Raw genomic sequence first — 21,037 nt, 5'->3', positions numbered from 1 at the left:
CACAGGCCGGCGGAACGGCGCAGGCCGGCGGGCGGGTGAGGGCGGCCGTATGACGCATCCGGGAACCCTCATCCTCATCGCAGCCGTCGCCGTCCTCGCGCCGCTGCTGGCGCACGGCGCGGGACGCTGGGTACGCATCCCCCTGGTCATCTTCGAGATCGTGCTCGGGATCCTGATCGGACCCGATGTCCTGGGCTGGGCACATCACGACGAGGTCATTGACACGCTGTCCGAACTCGGCCTGTCCATGCTCATCTTCCTGGCCGGGTACGAGATCGAGTTCGCGGCCATCCGGGGCGACACCCTGCGCCGCTCCGTCTGGGCCTGGATGATCTCGCTGGTCCTGGGCCTCGGTATCGCCCTCGCGCTGACCGGCATGGACCTTGCCCGGAGCGTGGTCATCGGCACCGCTCTCACCAGCACCGCCCTGGGGACCGTCCTGCCGATCCTGCGCGACAGCGGCGATCTGCGCGGCCGCTTCGGCACCGTGATGATGGCCTTCGGCGCCGTCGGCGAGTTCGGGCCCATCATCGCCATGGCGGTGCTGCTCAGCGGCCGCACACCGGGAGTGTCCACCGCGGTGCTCGCCGCCTTCGCGCTCATCACCGCGGCGGCGATCTACTGGGCGCTGCGCCCCCACCCGCCCTGGTTCGCACAGATCATCCGCACGACGCTGCACACCAGCGGCCAGTTCGCCGTGCGCTTCGTGATGCTGCTGCTCGCCGGGATGCTCGCCCTGTCCGCGGCCTTCGGCCTAGACGTGCTCCTGGGCGCTTTCGCGGCGGGTCTGCTCACCCGGCTGGTGTTCCAGGGGGCTGCGCCCGACAGCAGCGAAGAGGTCCTGGGCAAGGTCGAAGCGATGGGCTTCGGGTTCCTTGTCCCGCTGTTCTTCATCGTCACCGGCATCAACTTCGACCTCGCCTCGCTGCTCGACGGCGGCCGGGCCCTGTTGCTGCTGCCGGTCTTCCTGCTCCTGTTCCTGGTCGTGCGCGGACTTCCGGCCTACGCCCTGGCACCGCGCGACCTGAATCCCTGCGACCGCAGGGCCCTGACCCTGTACTCCTCGACGTGTCTGCCGCTCGTCGTCGCCATCACCACGATCGGGCTGGACGAGGGGGCCTTGGAGAAGGGGGAGGCGGCTGCTCTGGTGGGCGCCGCCATGGTCTCCGTCCTCGTCTTCCCGCTGCTCGCACTGCGAGTACGGGCCAAGGGGGACGAGGGGGCTATGGGGGGCAAGGCCGCGATCCCGGAGGGACCCGCTTCGGAATCGGAGGCGTGGTGACCGGATGCTGCCCATAGCCACGGCTGCGCGGCCCGCGGCGGATCGTCCACCCCGGGCCGGGCAGGTCCGGCTCGACTGGGGACCGCCCTCGAGGACGCGCAGGAGGCCGGTACGGCACCGCTTGGCGCTGCCCGCGGGCAGGTGTCCGCCCGCCTGCTTATGCCGGTGGGGCCGGTGATGTACCCGGTTCAGGTGCCGGGGCCGTGCGCGCGGACAGGATGCCTTCGACACCGTGCAGGAACGTCTCAGAGATCAGGGCCGGGTCGAAGAGACAGCCGGCCGCCATGGCCCCGTCCCGGAGCATGACGAAGTGGCGTCCTGCTGCGTCGGCGGGCGCGCAGCCGGCCTGCCCCAGCAGGTGCGTGACGGTTTCCAGGAACCATTGCCGGTGCGCCAGCACGGCCTGGTGGACAGGGTGTTGCGGGTCGGGATACTCGGCTACCGCGTTCAGGAAGGCGCACCCGCGGAATCCGGAGTACTGGATGCTGTCGGCGATGGACCGGGCGACGGCCCTGACCGTGTCGGCCGCCGGCCCGCCCTGCGCCACGGCGGCTTCAGTCTGCGCGCGGAGGCCGTGGTCGGCCTGCTGGAGGTAGGCAAGGATCAGCTCTTCCTTGCCCTTGAAGTGCCGGTACAGGGTGGCACGGGTGACCTGGGCTTCGGCGATGATCCTGTCCACGCCGACGGAGTGGATGCCCTCCGCGTAGAAGATCCGGGTCGCTGTGTCGAGCAGGCGGGATCGTGCCTCGGACGTGCTCCCGCCTTCTGTGCGCGCGCTCATGGCGCCCACCGTACCAGCCGATGAGGGAGAACGTTCGGTCTTGACAGGGGGGCGGTGACGTCTTTAGATGAGACACGAGACCGAACGTTCTCCCTCATGGCGGCTCGCGGGCGGCTCGGTTACGGCCGACCTCCCGCGCTCTCCACTCGCACCACGCCGCATTCACCGAAAGGAACCTTCAATGGACGCCCTCACCGTTACCGCTCCTGCCCCTGCCGCAAGTGCCTCCGCAGCGCTGCGCCGCCTGTACTTCGTGCGCTTCGCGTTCGCTGCCATCTGGGCGGGCCTGCTGTTCACGTCCGCCGACACCCTGGGCCCCCTCAGCGCGACCCTGCTGGTGATCTACCCCTTGTTCGACGTGGCGTGCGCGGTCGTAGACGCCAGGGCCGCCCGGGCGAGCGGCGGACCGGTGCGCGGTCTGTACGCGAACATCGTGCTCAGCGCCCTGACCACCGCAGGTCTGGCCGCCGCAGCGGCCTCCGGCATCCCGGCCGTCCTGCGCGTCTGGGGCGCCTGGGCCATCACCGCAGGTCTCGTCCAGTTGATCGTCGGCGTCCTGCGGCGCAGCATGGGAGGCCAGTGGCCGATGATCGCCAGTGGTGCCATCTCCACCCTGGCCGGAGCCTCCTTCGTCGCGCAGGCCGGCAAGGACGACGCCTCGCTGAGCACGCTGGCCGGCTATGCCTTCCTCGGCGGAGTCTTCTTCCTCGTCTCCGCCCTGCGTCTGAACCGCAGCACCGAACACTGACCAGGCGGCGGCCCGGTCGCGCTCCCCGCGATACAAGCGGTGTCACGGCCTCACGGTACCGGTGAACGGCGAGTTGGCACTCGACGCGATGAGCACAGGGAGCGCACCGAGGGCGAAGTCGTCCCTCACGCCGCGGTACTGGTGGCGCCTGGCCTGGCAGTGCGCGTGGTCACCGGGCCTGAGCCGGGCCCCGACGGCACGCGCCACCACGCGGTGTTCGACAGGGCGGCACGCGCCACGACGCAGTGCCCGACAGGGCGGTCCGGCGCCCACGCACCGCAGTCCAACCCCCACCGGTGACGACGGGGCAAAGGTGTTGGGCCCCTACCTGCCCACGAGCACCACTACACCAGCACGGCCGACGTCCATAGGCCCGGCCGCCACGGTCGGTGAGCCCGTGGTTCGGTCGACCACGACGACTTCGCGCCCGGCCCGCCCGCCACGACGCAGCGGACCCGGACGCGGGGGTGTGGAGGCCCGCCCCGGCCGGTACGGGCGGGAATCAGATGGCCGCCGGCGGGAGCCGCCGCGGGGTGAAAGGCCGTTTGGACATCCGGAGCTCGGCCTGCTGTCAGGCCGGTCCGCCATGTGCGACAGGCGGCGCACCGGCAGCCAGCCACCTCCAGCGGCGGCGCTCGGTGACGAGGGTGGTGATCGCTGTCAGGGTTACAAGGGTCGCTGCCCACGGCGGCCAAGCCAGCCACGAGGAAGTCACCGCCGCGGCGAGCTGGAGAAGCACGAGAAGGATGGTGACCCAGCCCGGTACAGCGATGATCACGTTCGTCTTGTCGCCAGGAGTGGAGAAGCACGTGGGAAGGCCGATCAGGACCACCACGGACAGAGCGGCGAGCGGCCAGGAGTGGCCGGCCAGCGCCCAGGGGGTCGCCACCCAGGCGACGAGTTCTACCGTGAAGCGCAGGACGGATGCGATGCGGTCATCGGGGCGCGCCGAAAGCGTGTCCCCGGCAGTGTCGGTCATTGCGGGACGATCTCACGGTCGGCACTCAACAGCCATACGGAGGGCTGCCGTTGCCCGCCTGACAGACCCTCGACGGCCCGCCGCTTGAGCGGTACGCGGCCCTGTGGAGTCGCCTGCTCGCGCGCGGCGTGGAACTGGTCCAGCGGCCGTCGCATGCTGTGCAGCCTTGTGGCGTAGAGGAAATGCGTGAGCCTCCGCCGTTTCGAGCTCCGGCGGGGGAGGACAGTGGGAGCAGGGCGTACCGCCCGCGATGGCTCCCCTCCACGGTCGGTGCTGCCCGGCTGTGGGCGCCGGCACTGCGGGAGTTCGTCGTCGGCGTCCATGGTTGCGTCGGCATCACCATGCCGCCTCCACGTCCGCGAAGGAGGGTGCCGAGGAGCGGGAATCGTGTCCTGCGGCGCCCTGCAGGGCCAAGTGCGCCGCGCCTGCTGGAAGACGCCGATGCCACCCCGCACCGCCCGGCTCATACTGATCTCGGCGTACCGGAGTCGGGCCGACTTCGCTCGGCCGCGCCGGCTTACGGTATCGGCGGGCGGGCACTCGTACTTTGCCCCCAAGACCCCGGCGGCGCGCAGTGAGGCAAGAACCCCCTAAGCGGCCGGGGACACGCTCTGCAGCGAACGCAGCCTCGGCCCGGACGTCCTCATGTCCCGGTCCGGGGCAACTCCCGCGCCCCCGGGCCCGTGGGGACACCGGCGCGAGGGAAGTATGGGGAGCCATACCCCGCGCCGGTGCGACCGCCGCCGATTCGAGCCACCTGGCGGCGGCCGCGTCCGGCTCCCGTCGCGGTTGGCCGCAGGGGCCACTGCCTGACCAGCGCGGGAGGAGTTCCACGAGTGTCCGGGAAGTGAGGGACCGTACAACTACCCTGGGTTATAAGAGCAGTTCGAACAGATAGAAAGCGCTCTACTGCTCTATCGGCCGCCCCCGTGCGGGAGTACGCTGGGGGCATAGTCCGTGGGATGACCGCTGCCGTCAGCGCGGCAACGGCGTACCGGCGATCTGATGAGCCCGGAGTGGGGCTCCTTCGCCAGCGGCTGCACCAGCGGGCCCCTGCGCCCGCCACATAGCACCGCGAGAGACGCCGCCCCACTTCGGAGGCTCCCCTCTTTCTGGCTTCGTCCGATCTCGCCGGTGCACAGCGTCCGGGACGTTCTATGCACACTTATTTCAGCGACGATTCCCTGCTCATCGTGCCGGCGGGCAATTCTGACAGTGTGCGCCTGATCGGGGAAGTTTTCGGTGCCCATAAGGGCGCGCTGGCCGTAGCCCTGACCGATCAGCGGCGCATCACCCACGAGATCACCCTCGACCTGACCGGCGTGCACTACCTCGCCAACAGCGCCCTGGAGACCCTCGTCGCGCTCGCCAACAATCTCCGCCCGCCCCAGCGCCTGCTCATCCGCGCCGCCCCCGAACTGGCGCTGCGGGAAAGGCTCACCGAACACGGGTGGGACGACATTGAAGCCCTGCGGCTCGTCGACGTCTGCTGACCGTTTCACTGCCGGGTACCCAGGTACCGGAGAGGGCCTGCCCCGGTAGTCGTAGAGGTCATGGCCGCATCGGCATGTACGCCGTGCCGGTGGGTACCCGGCGGGCTCAACTCGCTCTCCACATATAAGGCGGCGCCGTGCTTTCGTCCGTGAACGCCTCCCCAGCAGCTGCTCGCAGCCCACGAACGCACGAGTGCGGCGATGACCTTCCGTGGATCGAGGACGCGGCCAAGGTAGCTCCGCGAGACGCGCGCGCTTTGACCGCGCTCTTCCTGGACCGGCTCCGGAGCCTGGACGAAGGTACCCGCGAGTACCAGTACGCCCGCAACACGCTGATCGAGATGAACATTTCCCTGGTGGGTTTCGCGGCCCGCCGGTTCCGCAATCGCGGCAGCGGCGAGATGGACGATGTCATCCAGGTCGGCACCATCGGCCTGATCAAGGCCATCGACCGGTTCGACCTGTCCCGCGAGGTCGAGTTCGCCTCCTTCGCGATCCCTTACATCACCGGTGAGATCAAACGTTTCTTCCGCGACACGACCTGGGCCGTTCATGTCCCGCGGCGCTTGCAGGAACTGCGCGTCGAGCTCGCAAAAAGCAAGGAAGCCCTCGCCGTCGTGCTCGGCCGGGCGCCTACCGTCAAGGAACTGGCCGCCGACCTCGACCTGACCGAGGACCAGGTCATCGAGGGCATCGTGGCCGCCAACGGCTACGTCGCCGGTTCCCTCGACACCCCGGACGGCGACGACGAATCCGGTGAACGGCTCTCGTACGCCGACACCCTGGGCGATGTCGACCCGGGCCTGGATCTGTTCGAGGACCTGCATACGCTCGGCTCGCTCCTGGCGCAGCTGGACGAGCGGGAGAGGGCGATCATCGAGATGCGCTTCGGCCGGGAGATGACCCAGGCGGAGATCGGCCGCGAACTCAACCTCTCCCAGATGCACATCTCCCGCCTCCTCACCCGCACCCTCACCACGCTCCGCACCGGCCTCCTGCCGACGTAACCGCCCGATGTGAAGCGTGGCCGGATGCGGGGCCGGCCGCCTTGGCTGCCGCGCCGCAGAGGGGAAGGAGAAGGTCGGTGGCAGCTGGCCTCAGGGGCTCGGCGAGGCCGCGGCCAGGAGAGCCCGTCCGGCCTCGGTGAGTTCGTGCGTGGCCGTACGACCGGACCGGCTGCTGTCGATCAACCCCGCGTCTCGCAGGATCGCCAGGTGTTCGCTGGCCGTCGGAGCGGTGACGCTCACCAGCCGGGCCACCACGGTCGTCTGCAGGGGAGTGGCGAGCGCGGCCAGGATCCTCGACCGAGTCACCCCCAGCAGACGGTCAAGGGACCGCGGAGTGGCAGGCGCCGCCCAGAGGTAGCGCCCGGACGCCGGGTAATAGATCGCCGGAGTCCAGTGGTCCGAAGTGGTGCACTGCATCCGGTCGGTGATGAACAGCGACGGTACGAGAATGAGTCCTTCGGGGCAGTCGACGTCGATGTCGACGGTCTTCTCGACGGTAACGGTGTCCCCTTCGCAGGCAGCGGAAGAGTGCAGGCGCGGAAGGACTGCGCGCAGTCCCTCGCGGTTGACCTGCAGGGCCCGATCCAGCATCTCGGCACGCAACGCCTGGCGCATGGACGGCCATTCCGGTTCGACAACTGCCTTCCAGAGGCGGCGCAGCGCATCGGCGGCCTCGGACCTGGCGCGCTCGGGGTCCTGGAGCAGGCGGCGGCCCATTTCCGCCCCGCGCCCCGTCGTTGCGTCGACCAGTTCGGCGTACAGCTGGTCCGACGGCACGGCGAGAAGGGCCTCGATGCCTTCCTCGAACGTCGGCTCACTGGACAGCGGCGAGGGGTCAAGGAAGTCGGGGCGATAGGCGCCGTCGGCCATGAAGACCGTGAGCGCATCCAGGTCGGGCAGCGAGAGAGCGCGGCGACGGCGAAGCCACGTGTGGAACAACGGGTGACGCTGCGGTTGGGTCAAGAGCTGGGCAAGGCTGACCACTTCGTGGATCGGCGACATCGCCCACCGCACACTCGCGGCACCAACGCCCAATCGGTAGCGGATCACTTCACTATTGTTAGGCCACCGCCGAAGTGAGCGCGTGCAGAACGGGAAAGCACCGAGACTCGGGTCATGACCGACACGGAGCCGATAGCCCGGGTTTCCACACAACCCCAGCGAGCCCCACAGACGCGGACGATCCGGCTGGGCGCCGGTGGATCGACCATCGAAGTCCTCGCCGACCCCGCGCAGACCAGCGGGAACGTGAGCATCTACCGGTGGCGCATGGCGCCCTCCAGCCGGGGACCTGCCCCGCACTTTCACACGACCTTCAGCGAGACCTTCATCGTGGAAGACGGTGCAGTCGACTACTTCGACGGGCGGGCCTGGCGAACACTGCTGCCCGGCGACACCGCGCACGCCGCGGCGGGTGACGTCCACTCCCTGCGCAAGGAGCGCGCCGTACCTGCCACCCTCCTGATGGCACTGTCGCCGGGAGTGGCGCGGGAGGAATACTTCGCGCAGCTCGCCACCGTGAACGAGCGGGATCTGAGCCGACTGCACGCGGCCCACGACAACCACTTCGTCGACGACCACGAGCGGTGACGGCGCCGGCAAGAGCATGCCCCCGCCCCCGGCCCGCCCAACGAGCCGGGATGCGCTCGTAGAACTGCTCCCGCGCCTGATCGCCACCGCCGAGAGCCGGGTCCGGAGGCCGACTTCGTCCCCCCGGCACCCTCAAGGCAGGGGATCGCGCCCACCGTCGCCTGATCCACCCCCTTTCCCGACGGACTGCCCAGCAAAGGAATCACTGTGCCCAGCATCGCCATCGTCGGAGCCGGCCCCGGTATGGGCCTGGCCATCGCCCGTACTTTCGGCTCCCGCGGCTTCGACGTCGCACTCATCGCCCGCAACCGCGACAAGCTCGACGACCTGGCCGGCCGGCTCGGCGCCGAAGGCATCACCGCCGCCGCGTTCCCCGCGGACGTCCTCGACCATGACGCACTCACCCGGGCGCTCAAGGACGCCGCCACCCGCTTCGGCGGCATCGACGTCCTGGAGTACTCCCCGGCCGGGAGCCTGGAATCCGCGCCGCTCACCGCTCCGTCCCAGACCAACCCGTCCGATGTGCAGTGGGTGATGGACTTCCTGCTCTACGGGGCCATCACCGCCACACGGGCCGTGCTGCCCGCGATGCGCGAGGCCGGCGCGGGCACCCTGCTCTACACCAACGGCGCCGGCTCGATCGACCCCACTCCGATGCTCGGCAACCTCAACGCCGCCCAGGCCGGGCTGCGCAACTGGGTACTCGGCCTGCACAAGGAACTGGCCGACACCGGTATCCAGGCCGCGCACGTCGCCATCGGCGCGTGGATCGGCACGGACGGCCCACCCGGAGTGCCGGCGGCCTCGGCCGAGGAGGTCGCCCCCCTCTACTGGGACCTGCACACGCAGCGCGACGACGTGGAGCGCGTCTTTACCGTCTGACGCCGTCCCGCCCCTCCCCGGCACCCTGCCGCCCGCCTCTCGTACGGCCGTTCCCGGTGGGTCGGGTGTGCGCCAGGTGGGGGCGGGAGGGGGTGTGAAGGTACGCGATGGGGCTACACATCCCCCATGACACATCACGATCTTGTTGTGATCGGTGCAGGCTCCGGCAACGCCGTCATCGACGACCGCTTCGCCCACCTGGACGTCGCGATCATCGCGCAGGGCCCCTTCGGCGGCACCTGTCTGAACGCGGGCTGCATTCCCAGCAAGATGCTGGCCGCAACCGCGGATATCGCCGACACCGTCACGAACAGCGAACGGCACAACGTGCGGGCGCAACTGAAGGACATCGACTGGCCTCAGGTGCAACGCCGCGTGTTCGGCCGCCTCGATGAACAGTCCAGGGACGGAGAACAGGGGAGACGTGACACGCCGTGGGTGACCGTCTACCGCGGGCACGTCCACTTCACCGGTGACAGAGAACTCCAGGTGACCACCGATGCCGGCAGCGAGCGCATCACGGCGGACCGGATTGTCGTGGCGGCCGGCAGTCGCCCCGTCGTCCCTCCGGCGATCACCGATGCGGGGCTGCCCTACGAAACCTCTGACACCGTCATGCGCCTGGAGAAGGTTCCCGCCCGGCTGATCGTGGTGGGCGGCGGCTATATCGCCGCCGAGCTCGCGCATGTCTTCCACACGGCAGGCGCGAAGATCACGGTGGTCGAGCAGGCGGAGCGGCTGCTGGCCCACCAGGACGAGTCCGTCTCCCGGGCCTTTACCGACAGCGCGCGTTCCCGGTGGGATGTGCGCCTGGGCCGGGAAGTCACCGCTGTGAACGGCACGCCGGGCGATCTGACGGTGACGCTCGACGACGGCACGCGACTCTTCGCCGATACGCTCCTGATCGCGGTCGGGCGCCGTTCCAACGCCGACAGCCTGGACATCGACCAGGCCGGCGTCGACCGTGACGAGCACGGGCTGATCAAGGTGGACGAGCAACTGCGCACCAGTGCACCCGGCATCTGGGCGCTGGGGGATGTCAGCGACGGGGGACCGGCGCTGAAGCATGTCGCCAACCGGCAGGCACAGGTGATCGCTCACAACCTGCTGCATCCCGACCGGCCGAAGGAGATGTCCTACGCGGTTGTTCCCGCAGCCGTCTTCGCAGATCCCCAGATCGGGCAGGTGGGCCTGACCGAGCACGAAGCACGGGAGCGCGGCCTCGACTTCGTCGTCGGCCGCCGTAACTACGAGGACATCGCCTTCGGATGGGCTCTGGAGAACACGCAGGGCTTTTGCAAGGTCCTCGTCGAACGCAGCACCGGCTCGCTCATCGGAGCCCATGTGCTGGGCCCTCAGGCCGCCACGCTCATCCAGCCTCTGGTCCTGGCCATGACCTGGAATCTCCCGGCCCGGGAGGTGGCCGACCGTCCGCTGTGGCCGCACCCCGCCCTGACCGAAGTCGTCGAGAACGCCTTGCGTGATGCGATCGAGAGGATCGACGCGTCATGACCGCGCTCCACCCGGTCCCACGAGCCCTCTTTCCGCGTCCCCACACCGCCGGGGCGCGGCCCGCCAACGGCATGGGGATCGGCGTCGGCACCGGTTACCGATCATCCGGCTCTAGGAGGTGGGTACGCCCACCGAGGACCATGCCTTGAGCACGGCCTCGATCTCGTCTCCGTCGCCGAACAGCGACCGCGCCGATGCCGCCGTCAGCCGGGCGAAGTCCGCGAAGTCGGCGTCGCTCGCCAACTCGCCGCCGGTCAGCGTGGCGTACCAGATCTTGCCGGCGCGCTCCCAGGCGTTGCCGCGCAGGCCGGTGGCAAGCAGGTAGAAGGCATGGTTGGGGATGCCGGAATTGATGTGCACCCCGCCGTTGTCGCGGGATGTGCTGACGTAGTCGTCCATCGTGGCGGGCTGGGGGTCCTTGCCCAGCACGTCGTCGTCGTAGGCGGTGCCGGGCGCCTTCATCGAGCGCAGCGCCGTGGCCTGGTCCACGTTCGGTCCCAGCAGTCCGGACCCGATCAGCCAGTCGGCCTGCTCGGCGGACTGGCCCAGCGCGTACTGCTTGATCAGCGAGCCGAAGACGTCGGAGACGGATTCGTTGAGCGCGCCCGATTGGCCGTAGTACTCCAGATTGGCCGTGTGCTGGGTGACGCCGTGGGTGAGTTCATGGCCGATGACATCGACCGGAATGGTGAAATCGAGGAAGAGGTCGTTGTCTCCGTCGCCGAAGACCATCTGGGAGCCGTCCCAGAACGCGTTGTTGTACTTCTCGCCGTAGTGAACCGTGGCGTCCAGCGGCAGCCCGGAGTCGTCGATGGAGTGCCGCCCGTACACCTTGAGGTACAGGTCGAACGTGGCGCCCAGCCCGGCGTGCGCGCGGTTGACGGAGGCGTCCTTGGAGGCCGCGTCGCCCTCCGCGTGCACCTTGCGGCCCGGCGCGACCTCACGGTGCTCGGCGTCGTAGATCGTGCGCTGCGGCTTGTCGGAGGGGGCGCCCGCAGGTGCGGCGGCGGCGCGGAGCGTGGCGTTGCGGCGCCGGGCGCGTTGGAAGGAGTCGTGCTCCAGGGTGCGCCGGGCGGGTTCGGCGACCGCCGGGCTCTGTGACCGGGCGAGGTTGTCGAGGATGTGAGGCGGCACGATCGTGCAGAACACCGGATGGATGACGTGATTCATGAGGTGCAATGTGGCACCGGCTCCTCCGGTTTGTCTCTGCTTGGCGTCATAGTTCATGACATTGAGTGGTTGCCTGCCATTCGATCACCGGGGGACACCCGGCCTTCGCTACGGCGAGGGCAGCAGTTCCCGTGAACCTCGCCAGGACCGGGCTTCGTTGTTCGTCCCGGTGCGGAGATCGCCGGGTGGATTCCGGGAGCTCGGCGTCGCGTTCATCCATCCTCGGTCTGTTGCCCTTACAGCTGGGTGCTTCCGCCGTCGACGAGCAGTTCCGCGCCAGTGGTGAAGGAGCTCTGGTTCCCGGCCAGGTACAGGGCGGTGGCGGCGACTTCCTCGGGACGGCCCGCGCGGCCGAGCGGAGTGGGCGGGGCCGTCTGCGCTGTCGCTGACCGCTCGCCCCGGGGGAACGCGGCCCGGAGTTCGTCGCCGCCGGGGGTCTCGACGGGTCCGGGCGTAAGGGCGTTCACGCGGATCCCGCGAGCGGCCAGTTCGGCGGCCCAGGTGCGGGCAAGGCTGCGGATGGCCGCCTTGGTCGCGGCGTAGACGCCAAGGCCCGGAACGGCGCGCAGGGCCGCGCTGGAGGAGAGCAGGATCACTGAAGCCCCCTCCGCCAGCAACGGAAGCGCCTTCTGCACGGTGAAGATTGTGCCCTTGAGGTTGATGGAGGTGGTGCGCTCGTACTCCTCCTCGGTGATCTCGCCCAAGGGGCCGTAGTCGCCGACTCCGGCATTGGCCACGACGATGTCCAGGTGCCCGTCGTGGTCGGTGATCTCGGCGAAGAGCCTGTCGAGGTCCTGGAGGTTGGATGCGTCGCTCTGGACGGCGATAGCGCGGCTGCCGATCTCGGCGGCGGCGCTGTCCAGTTCGGCCTTGCGGCGGCCGGTCAGGTAGACCGTCGCGCCTTCGGCGGCGAACCGACGGGCGATGGCCAGGCCGATACCGGAAGAGGCGCCGGTCACGAGTGCGGTCTTGTTGTCCAGTTGTCCCATGGGGTTCTCCGAATCTTGACGTAACATTATTTGTTACATTGAGGGCCGCGAAAAGGCGCCAGGCGCCCGGTTGTGGACGGTGACGTCAGGGGGTCCTGAGTACATCCTCAAGGACGTGTTCGAGCGTGGTCTTCGCGAGTTCCTCGCGAAGGGCGGTCTCGATGCCGCCGTACACGGCGGCCATCGCGGGGCCGATGCCCTTGCCCACGACGCACTCGGGGTCCGGGCTGGAGCGGTGCAGAGCGAAGATCGGGCCCGAGCCGATCGCCTCGTGGACGTCGAGCAGGGTGATCGCCTCCAGGTCCCGCGCGAGCATCCACCCCGCTCCGGCACCCCGCCGGGAGTCGACGAGGCCCGCCGTGCGCAGCTCCGACAGCAGACGTCGGATCACCACCGGGTTGGTGTTGACGCTCGTCGCGATCTGCTCGGACGTCGCGACCTCGTGGCCGCGGCGCTGGTAGAGCCCGATCCACGTCAGGGCATGCGCCGCGATGGTCAGTCTGCTGTTGGCACTCACGCCTCTCCGCACCTCCCTGGCTCCTGGTGGTAACCATAATAGTTACGTTCGACGTGAGGCAAGCCCGGCTCACAGCCGAGGAGGAGAAGCCCCCGTCCCGACCGGCGCGGCGCCGGACACCTGACACGGGACACCTGACACGGGACACCGGACACGGGCAAGCGGTCCGGCCCTGCTCCGGGACCGGACCACTCACCGCGTGCTATTTCGCGCTAGACGGCTAGGCCGCCAGGCCCGTCGGGTGGAAGTTGATGCGTTCACGGACGACGGGAAAGCCCGCCTTGGCGAAGTGCGCGGCCATGGGGAAGTTGCCCTGGTCCGTCGCTCCGGTGACGAACTCCGCGCCCTGCCCGACCAGGAAGTGGGTGCACTCCGCGAGGAGGTCGAAGGCGTATCCGCGACCGCGCTGTTCCGGGACGACCCCGATGAAGCCGACGGTCGGGCCGGAGGGGTTGTGGGCCGGGATGTGGATGCCGGCCAGGTCGCCCTCCGGCGTGTGCGCGATCTGCCACCACTGCCGTGGGGAGGGGCACCAGTGGAAGAAGTCGAGTTCCTCTTGGGCGGCCCGGTCGATGCCGCCCTGCTCGATGGCCCTGAGCGCGTGGGCATCCAGGGTGACCGAGTGGATGCGGCGCAACGCGTCGAAGAACACGCTGTCGTCGGGTTCGGCGCGGAAGCGAAGGCGTCCCGGCCGCTCGGGCAGACCGCGCTGCGGGGTCCAGCGGTACAGGAAGCGTTCCACCAGCAGTTCGTACCCTGCGGCTCGTGCGGCGGCGAAGCGCGCCGCGGCGCCGGCGTGCAGGTCGGCCTCTTCCCGCCAGCCGCCGGGCAGGTTGATCTCGAGTTCGACCTGCCAGGGCGCGGAGCGCAGCAGCTCGGCCCCGGCCTCCTCCTGGCCCTGGGCCACGTCGAACCAGTTGATGTTGACGGGCTCCGGGTCGTTGGGGCCGCCCCACCATGCGCCGCGTGCGACGACTTCGCCGTCGCGCAGGGCGACACGCTTCCACTCGGGGCGGAACTGGGTACGCCGATGACTCTCACGGGCGCCCAGCGGGTCGGGCATTGCGTCGAAGAGATGAGCGTCGCTCTCGGCGAGCGCGCGGATGACCAGATCGGTCATGAATTCCTCCGGGATACAGGCTGCTTGGAGCGCTCCCGGTCAGAACTGACGTACGACGCCGGGATAACGGAAGAGGGAGCGCTGGAAAGGTGTGAACTGCACGGCACTCGCCTCCTTCCGTTCATCTCAGGGCGTGAAGCCAAACCGTACGTGCTCTTCCGCGGGTCCGTCCACGGATTTACGCGTCCGGTGAAGGAGGGGCACGCGACGATGCATCGTGCTCTCAAAGGCCGCGCGGGGCGCGAAGGGCGGGCGGGTAGGGTCAGGACTGCGCGGACCGGTACGCGAGGTACCGGCTGAAGGCTTCGTGGCTGTCGGGGGTGAAGCGCCACTCCCGCAGGGCCGAGGCCAGTTCCGGCTCGGTCAGCCAGCCGTGCCAGGCGACCTCATCAGGATCGGCGGCCACAACGTCCGGCACCGTGGCTTCGTGCACGCCGAGCCAGTGAGGGCTCAGACCGCTGCGGTTGAGGAACGTGAACAGCAAGCGCGGCAGCACACGAATGCCCATCTCTTCGGCCACCTCCCGGGCGGCGGCCTGCTCATAGGACTCACCGACATCCACGGCGCCACCGACCTCGACCTCGTAGCGCCCGGGGAAGCGCGAGAGCTGCTCCGACCGCCGGTGAACGAGGATCCGCCCACGCTCATCACGACACACCGTCACGGCTACCCGGTGCAGCCACCCCTCCCGGACGGCCTGCCGGCGGCTGACCACCATCCCCAGCACCCGATCTTGATCGTCGACACGCTCCACCAGTTCGTCCACGACGCACACCCTGGCAGAGCCCACTGACAACACCGCTTCGCGGAGTCCCGCGGAGGCCGACCCCGGGCACCGTCGCGGCGTCGAAGCGTCGTTAATCAGAGACCCCCGGACGGATGCCGAGAGAGGCAAGTCGGCACCGGCAACTGACCGTTCACGGTCCAGTTCACTACTTGATCCAAGTATTCACCCCGGGAGTCCTGGTGCCCGTTCGGCGGCATGCGCCAGGATAGCGAAACGGTAACGGGTCTAGCCCCAACGCCTCGGGATGTCAGGGGGTGCTGGGACGCGCATCCGCCCCCCTCTCTCTCCCCCCCCGCATGGAGGCTCACGTGTCGTCGCACGGCATATCCCGTCAGGGCGTATCCCGCCGCTCGCTCCTCGCATCGGCCGCGGCCCTGGCCGCCGCCGGCTCGCTCGCCGGTACCGCGCCGGCCTTTGCCAGGGGCCGGGCCAAGACACCCAAAGTCCTGGTGATCGGCCTGGACGGCGCCCTGCTCGGCAGAATCAAGGACGCCGACGCGCCCGCGCTCAAGGGCCTGATGGGCGCGGGCCTGACCGCGCCGAGCAGCATCTACGCCCAGCCGCTCGCGCCGACCTCGTCGGGCCCCGGCTGGTCGACGCTCATCACGGGCGTGTGGCCCGACAAGCACAAGGTCGTGAACAACGAGTTCACCGGGCACAACCTCGCCGCCTACCCGGACTTCCTGACCCGGATCGAGGCCGCCAAGCCATCCTTGCGGACCTACGCCGTCGCCTCCTGGAACCCGATCACCGACATCATCTTCTCCGCGAAGGTGGATGCGCGGGTTTCCACCCCGTCGGCCGAGTACGACGCAGGGACCACCGCCCGTGCCGTCGCCGAGATCAAGAGCGGCAACCCCGGCGCCCTCTTCGTCCAGCTCGACAACATCGACCACGCGGGCCACGACAGCGGCGCCGCCAGCCAGGCTTATCTCGACGCGATCCACGGCGCCGACGCCCAGGTCGGCCAGATCCTCGGCGCGGTCAAGTCCCGCGCCACGTATGGCGATGAGGACTGGCTCGTCATGGTCACCGCTGACCACGGGCACACCGACCCGGGTGGTCACGGCGGCTCCAGCTGGCCCGAGCGCCAGACCTTCATGGTCGCCGCCGGCGGCACGGTCACGCCGGGTTCGGTCCGTCACGACGTGCGCATGCCCGACATCGCCGCGAGCGCCCTTGCCCACCTGGGGATCCCGATCGACCCGGCCTGGGGGCTGGACGGGCGGCCCGTGCAGCAGCCCGCGCCGGACGCGTTCGACGCCCTGCGGGCCGAGTTGGCCGGGCCCGTCGACGAGACCGGCATCGGTGCCGGAGTCATCGGCTTCACGCACACACCGCCGGGCGGATGGAGCGTCGACAACTCCCGGATGGGCACGGGCGGCATCACCGAGTGGCGCGGCTGGTCCTTCACCACGGACGAGTTCTGGACGAAGGCCGAGCGCGACCAGCGGCGCGAACTCAACATCCGCGCACGCAACGTCTTCGCGGTCGCGGACGGCGACGAGTGGGCCGACAAGACTTTCTCGGGGACCTTCGACTCGACGCTGGTCAGCCCCTCCTACGACGTGCCGGGCGGTGCTCGGGCCACCCTCACCTACACGACGTACTACCGCCAGGAGGCCCCGCAGAAGGGCGAGGTGCTCATCTCGTACGACGGAGGGGCCCCGGTCACGGTGAAGACGTACACCGCGGACACCCCCTCCGTGGTCGAGAACATCACCCTCCAGGTCCCGGCAGGCGCCCGCAAGGCTCAGGTCCGCTTCCGCTACACCGGAGCCAACAACTGGTTCTGGGTAATCGACGGGGTCAGGATCACCGCTTCCTGATCAGGGCGAAAGGCGCAGGGCGCCGGGCGCCGGGACACAGTCGTCCCGGCGCCCTGCCGCCTCCTGCTGCGGCCCGTCGGGCCAGAGCACGGATCAGTTGCGTATGAAGTGGAAGATGCCCCAGGTCAGGTGTCCCTGGCGGCCTCCGTTGATCCAGTGGCCCAGGCCCGTCTTCATCTGGTCCAGATAGGCGTGGCTGACCTGCCGGGCCAGACCCTGTGCTTCCTGGCGCGCCGTCTCCTCAAGGACGCGGGTGTAGTGCGTGGTCAGCTGGGTGGCGTGCTCCTCGAAGCCCCGGTCCGTGCCGGCGGCGGCGGTGAAGCCGAGCCGGGACAGCTCGCGCCGGTAGAAGCCGGGCGAGGCCATGTCGTCCAGGTGGATACGGTCGAGGATCGGCTGGAGCACGCCTGCCGGGCAGTCGTCCGCGGCCATCGGGTCGGTGAAGATCAGGTGGCCGCCGGGCCGGAGCACCCGGGCGATCTCCTCCAGGACCCTGACGCGGTTTCCGCTGTGCAGGAAGGCGTCCTGGGACCAGACGACATCGACCTGCCCGTCGCCGTAGGGGATCTCCTCGAAGGAGCCGTCCACGACGTCGATGCGGTCGGTCAGACCGCGGCCCGAGTTCAGTTCCCTGTGGCGCTGGTTCTCGACCTCGCTCAGGTTCAGCGCGATCACCCGGCAGTCGTGCCCCGCCGCCAGCTGCCGGGCCGAGCCGCCGAAGCCCGAGCCGAGGTCGAGGACCACCGTCTGCGCGGCCAGCGGCAGTTTGCCCGCCATCTGCTGGACCGTGCGGCGGCTGGCGTCCGCGATCGGCTCGCCCGGGTGGTCGTAGAGGCCGATGTGGATGTCCTCGCCGCCCCACACCTTGGCGTAGTAGGTGTCCGCGTCGGGCGAGTTGTAGTAGCTGCGGGCGGTGCCGACCGCGCCGGTGTAGCGGCCCTCCTGCTCGCCCTCCGTCCGGTACTCCTTCTCCGCCACGTGCACGAAGAAGTCCGGTTGTTCGCCGCGGTAGGTGTGCTGGAAGTCTCCGTAGGTCTCCACCCGCTGGAAGCCCACGTCTGTCATGAGCTTCCTGGTGTACTCCTTGCGCAGCGGGAACATGTTGAGGTGGTAGACGGAGTCGTCGGGGAACCGGTAGCGCATGCGGCACAGGCCCTCGTCGACGTAGTCGGGCTCCACGGCGACGTCTTCGCCGCAGTAGTAGTACTTCTGCTTGCAGGTGTAGCCGTCGTCCAGGATGGCGTCGTAGTTGCGCTGGTCGAGGACCAGGATGCCGTCGTGCTTGAGCATCGCGTAGAACTCGGCGAGCGCCTTGCGGCGGTCGCGTTCGGAGAACAGGTGCGTGAAGGAGTTGCCCAGGCAGACGATGGCGTCGTACTCGCCGTGCACATCGCGGTTGAGCCAGCGCCAGTCGGCCTGGACGACCCGCATGATGTGGCCGCCCTTCTGCATGCCGTTGGTGAAGGCCATGGCCAGCATCTCGGCGCTGCCGTCGGCGCTGACGGTCTCGAATCCGGCGGCGAGCAGGTGCACCGAGTGGAATCCGGTGCCCGTCGCGACGTCGAGGACGCTTCGTACTCCCCGTTTGCGCAGCAGGTCGATGAAGAACGTCCCCTCGCTCTCCGCCCGCTTTTCCCAATCTATGAGTGAGTCCCACTTCTCGACGAAGCTGGGTACGTACTCCTCCGTGTAGTGACCGGTTTCTCGTACATCGACAGGGTTGTCGCCGAACTCTTGGGCCGGTTGCACCATGATGGAGAACCCTTCAACGATGGCGGTTCTGCTCTTGCACAGCTCGCCTTCGGGTGGCAGCTGGTTGGTCCGCCCGGGCGTGTCCGGGGCGGCTCGGGGCGAGGTGTTGAGGCCATCGCTGTCCACCCGCGAGGGCTTCATTCCTCCAACTGCCGTATACATGACGGCAACTGACGTGAAATCGACGCACTGGATACGTGGGCTGCGGTCCGCCTCCGTGGATGAGGAGCGGTCGGCGGCCCGGTCAGATCGCGACGCCCGTCCTCCGCCAGCGGCGATGACCGCGCCGGTCGTGAAGCCGGCCCGGCCGACGGCCGGCAAGGCGACCATCGAGGCCGGGAAGGCGGCCACTGCTGCCGTGCAGGCAATCCATCAGCGCCATGCTGCCGCCAAGAGGCGTTTGCCATTGAGTGGCAGAGGTCGAATAAGGGGCATGGCTATGAGGGCCGTAATCGCGGGGAGGGGCGGCATGACCGGGCACCCGTGATCCTTGAGAGAATCTGGCCATGCCTGACAAACCGATCGAGCGCGAAGCCCTCTGGGCGGGCGACAAGTCCCTGTATGACGTGGTCCACGGTCTTGACACCGTCGTCGAGATCATCGGACGGGACCTTGTTCTGGGGGAGTACTCACTCGCGTACGACACGGCGGACGCGGCGGCGCAGATGATTGTGGAGCAGAGGGAGGCGACGGGGATCCGCGAGAAGGGAACGGCGCTGCTGGTCGTCCGTGCACTCGCCGAGGCTGCGGCTGCTGCGGAACGGGCAACCGACCAGGGCGGCTCGTAGCGAGAGAGCCCGGCCCGAGGCACGACCCTGCTCTGCGCGTCGGCGATACGGCGTGCGCGAACCGGTTCCTTGCCGTGCACACCCCAGGTGGGACGGGGGAGGGCCCGCCCTTCGCAGATCCGATCATGCCGGCCCTGGACATCTCCAGGGCCAAGCGGAGTTCCGGCCTGTAGCTTCGATGTATGACAGCAGAGTCACCGACGCAGACTGTGCAACGACTGTTCCCGCTGCTTGCCGAGGGGAAAAGCGCCGAGGCGGCGGCCCTGTTCGCCGACTCGGTGTCGTTCTCGATCCCGCACCCGCCGGGCATTCCGTGGGTGCCCGAGGTCGACTCCGCGCAGGGCATGCGAGATTTCTTCGAGCTGCTGCAAACACACGTGCAGGCCAAGGAGTTCGACCTGCGCCAGGTCATCGCCGAGGGTGACGATGTGGTGCTCATCGGGCGGATGGTCTCCGAGGTCAAGAAGACGGGCCGGGACATCGACACCGCGTTCGCCCTGCACGCCACGGTCCGGGACGGGCGGATCACCCGCTACCACCTCTACGAGGACAGCTACGCCGTGGCCAAGGCCTACTTCGACGACTGATCGCCCGGGCACCCTCAGCTTGTGGGCCCGGGCGCCCCGGCCTTGGTCAGGGCACGAGGACGACGGAATTGATCGGCGTCATGTCGTACGGCAGGGATTCGCCCGTCTTACGGACCACGTCGGAGCAGTTGGTGCCGTTGTACCCGAAACAGACCCGGAAGCCCGCGCCGCCGGTCTGGTAGTGGGCCAGCACGCGGTGGCCGGTGACGTTCGACAAGTTGTGGGAGCCGTAGCTGTAGAAGATGTTCTTGCTCAGGATGGTGCCGTTCGTCTCACGGATGCAGAGTGCTCCGCTGGGGCAGGGAGTCGCCGCATGGGCGCTGGGCGCCGCGGCAAAGCCGGTCCCGGCGGCGAGGGCCAGGCTCACGGTGATCATTGCGGTCTTGCGCATACTTGGTTCCCCCCAAGGTCCTGATGGCTTCGGTATGGAGCACCTCACGAGGATCCAGGAACGCGTGCCGTGCTGACAGCATGACTTCCGCCATTGTGGTGGTCGGTCCGTGACGACGTGGATGGCGTGTTGGGGATAGCAGAGAGCGGTGTGCACCGGGGCGATCGAGGATGCTCATCGATACGTGAGCGCACGCGCTGACGGGCCTTGAGAGCGGATGGTTGGCCGCGCCGTGAAGTGGCTTGGGGCCTCGAGCCGACTCGGCAAGGTTCACGAAACCCCCTCCTGCTTGACTGATCCGGCGGGATCGGCAACAGACAGCCTGTGCCACCAGTGACTGCATCCGCCGGAACAGAAACGCTCGCGGCGCCGTCCGTCGGCGGTCGCGAGTACCGCGATCAGGAGCCGAAATGCCTTGCGGCGTTCGTCGGGAGGGGCGAGGCCGGCGATCTTCCCGAGTTGCTGGTCGATCCTGCCGCGTGTGATCAGTACCGCGGGCGTATGCGTCGGGCGCAGCCCGGCACGGCGGATGCTTTCCGGTCCGTCCTCGGTGACGGCGCGCGCCTGGATGCAGTGATGGCGCAAGATCCGCAGCACCTCGGGCTGCTCCTGCGGACCGAGACCGTCGAACCATTCGACGCCCTGTGTCATCGGGCGCAGCCCTTGGGCGAGTTCGTTGAGTAGGACGTCGCGTTCGGTCATCGTTGGCTCCCGTTGGACGGGCGGTGTTCCGCCGGGGTGTTGTCGGTTGCGGGCGTGCAGTCCAGGCCTTCTTGCATCATGGTGCTGGCTGCCCCGTTCCCGGGCGGACTTGGGCTCCGTACCGTCCTCGA

General features: G+C 68.9%; 22 protein-coding genes. 10 read left to right on the top strand and 12 right to left on the bottom strand.

The features are described from left to right. Positions 1–49 precede the first annotated feature (49 nt). Positions 50–1,282: a cation:proton antiporter gene (locus tag ACWFR3_RS25300; RefSeq protein ID WP_453736907.1), complete on the top strand. Its 1,233-nt coding sequence runs from the start codon at positions 50–52 to the stop codon at positions 1,280–1,282. A gap of 157 nt (positions 1,283–1,439) precedes the next feature. Here the strand turns inward: ACWFR3_RS25300 and ACWFR3_RS25295 are convergent, their stop codons facing one another. Further along, a complete protein-coding gene (locus ACWFR3_RS25295; RefSeq protein WP_453736906.1) occupies positions 1,440–2,063 on the bottom strand; it encodes a TetR/AcrR family transcriptional regulator in 624 nt (207 codons plus the stop codon). 181 nt (positions 2,064–2,244) lie between these two features. On the opposite strand from ACWFR3_RS25295, the gene ACWFR3_RS25290 reads away from it, so the two are divergent. Beyond that, positions 2,245–2,811: a hypothetical protein gene (locus tag ACWFR3_RS25290; protein ID WP_453736905.1), complete on the top strand. Its 567-nt coding sequence runs from the start codon at positions 2,245–2,247 to the stop codon at positions 2,809–2,811. Positions 2,812–3,382: 571 nt separating this feature from the next. On the opposite strand, the gene ACWFR3_RS25285 is transcribed toward ACWFR3_RS25290, so the two are convergent. After that, positions 3,383–3,790 carry a hypothetical protein gene (locus ACWFR3_RS25285; protein WP_453736904.1) on the bottom strand — a complete coding sequence of 136 codons (408 nt, stop codon included), beginning with the start codon at positions 3,788–3,790 and terminating at the stop codon, positions 3,383–3,385. Continuing rightward, the gene (locus ACWFR3_RS25280; RefSeq protein WP_453736903.1) at positions 3,787–3,945 is read right to left on the bottom strand and encodes a hypothetical protein; all 159 of its coding nucleotides are present in this window, start codon (positions 3,943–3,945) and stop codon (positions 3,787–3,789) included. The genes ACWFR3_RS25285 and ACWFR3_RS25280 overlap by 4 nt, the downstream gene beginning before the upstream one ends. Positions 3,946–4,947: 1,002 nt before the next feature. Here ACWFR3_RS25280 and ACWFR3_RS25275 point away from each other — a divergent pair. Both ACWFR3_RS25275 and ACWFR3_RS25270 read left to right on the top strand, forming a co-directional pair. Next, a complete protein-coding gene (locus ACWFR3_RS25275; protein WP_453736902.1) occupies positions 4,948–5,283 on the top strand; it encodes an STAS domain-containing protein in 336 nt (111 codons plus the stop codon). Positions 5,284–5,432: 149 nt separating this feature from the next. Next, entirely contained in the window at positions 5,433–6,290 is an 858-nt protein-coding gene (locus ACWFR3_RS25270) for a SigB/SigF/SigG family RNA polymerase sigma factor (RefSeq protein WP_453736901.1), read from the top strand. Between the two features lie 90 nt (positions 6,291–6,380). Here ACWFR3_RS25270 and ACWFR3_RS25265 read toward each other — a convergent pair whose 3' ends face one another. Further along, positions 6,381–7,229 carry a DUF5937 family protein gene (locus tag ACWFR3_RS25265; protein ID WP_453736900.1) on the bottom strand — a complete coding sequence of 283 codons (849 nt, stop codon included), beginning with the start codon at positions 7,227–7,229 and terminating at the stop codon, positions 6,381–6,383. A gap of 177 nt (positions 7,230–7,406) precedes the next feature. Here ACWFR3_RS25265 and ACWFR3_RS25260 point away from each other — a divergent pair, with 177 nt between their 5' ends. From ACWFR3_RS25260 to ACWFR3_RS25250, 3 genes are all read left to right on the top strand, one after another. Next, complete coding sequence (locus tag ACWFR3_RS25260; protein ID WP_453736899.1) at positions 7,407–7,880, top strand: cupin domain-containing protein; 474 nt, start codon at positions 7,407–7,409, stop codon at positions 7,878–7,880. A 207-nt stretch (positions 7,881–8,087) separates the two neighbouring features. Further along, entirely contained in the window at positions 8,088–8,762 is a 675-nt protein-coding gene (locus ACWFR3_RS25255) for an SDR family NAD(P)-dependent oxidoreductase (protein WP_453736898.1), read from the top strand. 126 nt (positions 8,763–8,888) lie between these two features. Continuing rightward, positions 8,889–10,274, top strand: a complete 1,386-nt coding sequence (locus ACWFR3_RS25250; protein ID WP_453736897.1) for a mycothione reductase — start codon at positions 8,889–8,891, stop codon at positions 10,272–10,274. Between the two features lie 111 nt (positions 10,275–10,385). Here ACWFR3_RS25250 and ACWFR3_RS25245 read toward each other — a convergent pair whose 3' ends face one another. The 5 genes from ACWFR3_RS25245 to ACWFR3_RS25225 form a co-directional block, all read right to left on the bottom strand. Further along, positions 10,386–11,444 carry a M4 family metallopeptidase gene (locus ACWFR3_RS25245; RefSeq protein WP_453736896.1) on the bottom strand — a complete coding sequence of 353 codons (1,059 nt, stop codon included), beginning with the start codon at positions 11,442–11,444 and terminating at the stop codon, positions 10,386–10,388. A gap of 236 nt (positions 11,445–11,680) precedes the next feature. After that, entirely contained in the window at positions 11,681–12,433 is a 753-nt protein-coding gene (locus tag ACWFR3_RS25240; RefSeq protein ID WP_453736895.1) for an SDR family NAD(P)-dependent oxidoreductase, read from the bottom strand. A gap of 85 nt (positions 12,434–12,518) precedes the next feature. Further along, positions 12,519–12,950, bottom strand: a complete 432-nt coding sequence (locus ACWFR3_RS25235) for an Rrf2 family transcriptional regulator (RefSeq protein ID WP_453736894.1) — start codon at positions 12,948–12,950, stop codon at positions 12,519–12,521. A gap of 220 nt (positions 12,951–13,170) precedes the next feature. Continuing rightward, a complete protein-coding gene (locus tag ACWFR3_RS25230) occupies positions 13,171–14,070 on the bottom strand; it encodes a GNAT family N-acetyltransferase (RefSeq protein WP_453736893.1) in 900 nt (299 codons plus the stop codon). A 262-nt stretch (positions 14,071–14,332) separates the two neighbouring features. Continuing rightward, complete coding sequence (locus tag ACWFR3_RS25225) at positions 14,333–14,836, bottom strand: NUDIX hydrolase (RefSeq protein ID WP_453736892.1); 504 nt, start codon at positions 14,834–14,836, stop codon at positions 14,333–14,335. 317 nt (positions 14,837–15,153) lie between these two features. Between ACWFR3_RS25225 and ACWFR3_RS25220 the strand changes: the two genes are divergently transcribed. Then, positions 15,154–16,686 carry an alkaline phosphatase family protein gene (locus ACWFR3_RS25220; RefSeq protein WP_453736891.1) on the top strand — a complete coding sequence of 511 codons (1,533 nt, stop codon included), beginning with the start codon at positions 15,154–15,156 and terminating at the stop codon, positions 16,684–16,686. Positions 16,687–16,779: 93 nt separating this feature from the next. On the opposite strand, the gene ACWFR3_RS25215 is transcribed toward ACWFR3_RS25220, so the two are convergent. Continuing rightward, on the bottom strand, positions 16,780–18,564 hold the full coding sequence (locus tag ACWFR3_RS25215) for a glycine/sarcosine N-methyltransferase (RefSeq protein ID WP_453736890.1): 1,785 nt from the start codon (positions 18,562–18,564) through the stop codon (positions 16,780–16,782). Positions 18,565–18,944: 380 nt separating this feature from the next. Here ACWFR3_RS25215 and ACWFR3_RS25210 point away from each other — a divergent pair, with 380 nt between their 5' ends. Both ACWFR3_RS25210 and ACWFR3_RS25205 read left to right on the top strand, forming a co-directional pair. Beyond that, complete coding sequence (locus tag ACWFR3_RS25210; RefSeq protein ID WP_453736889.1) at positions 18,945–19,226, top strand: hypothetical protein; 282 nt, start codon at positions 18,945–18,947, stop codon at positions 19,224–19,226. Between the two features lie 182 nt (positions 19,227–19,408). Further along, the gene (locus tag ACWFR3_RS25205; protein ID WP_453736888.1) at positions 19,409–19,813 is read left to right on the top strand and encodes a nuclear transport factor 2 family protein; all 405 of its coding nucleotides are present in this window, start codon (positions 19,409–19,411) and stop codon (positions 19,811–19,813) included. 46 nt (positions 19,814–19,859) lie between these two features. On the opposite strand, the gene ACWFR3_RS25200 is transcribed toward ACWFR3_RS25205, so the two are convergent. Together ACWFR3_RS25200 and ACWFR3_RS25195 are read right to left on the bottom strand one after the other, a co-directional pair. Beyond that, positions 19,860–20,204 (bottom strand): hypothetical protein, encoded by a 345-nt coding sequence (locus ACWFR3_RS25200; protein ID WP_453736887.1) that lies wholly within the window; start codon positions 20,202–20,204, stop codon positions 19,860–19,862. 270 nt (positions 20,205–20,474) lie between these two features. After that, on the bottom strand, positions 20,475–20,906 hold the full coding sequence (locus ACWFR3_RS25195) for a DUF5958 family protein (protein WP_453736886.1): 432 nt from the start codon (positions 20,904–20,906) through the stop codon (positions 20,475–20,477). Between the last annotated feature and the right edge of the window lie 131 nt (positions 20,907–21,037).

The organism is Streptomyces sp. NPDC055189, assembly GCF_053606765.1.
The sequence above is the reverse complement of the archived record's forward strand: the minus strand, read 5'-3'. Positions and strand labels throughout refer to the sequence as shown.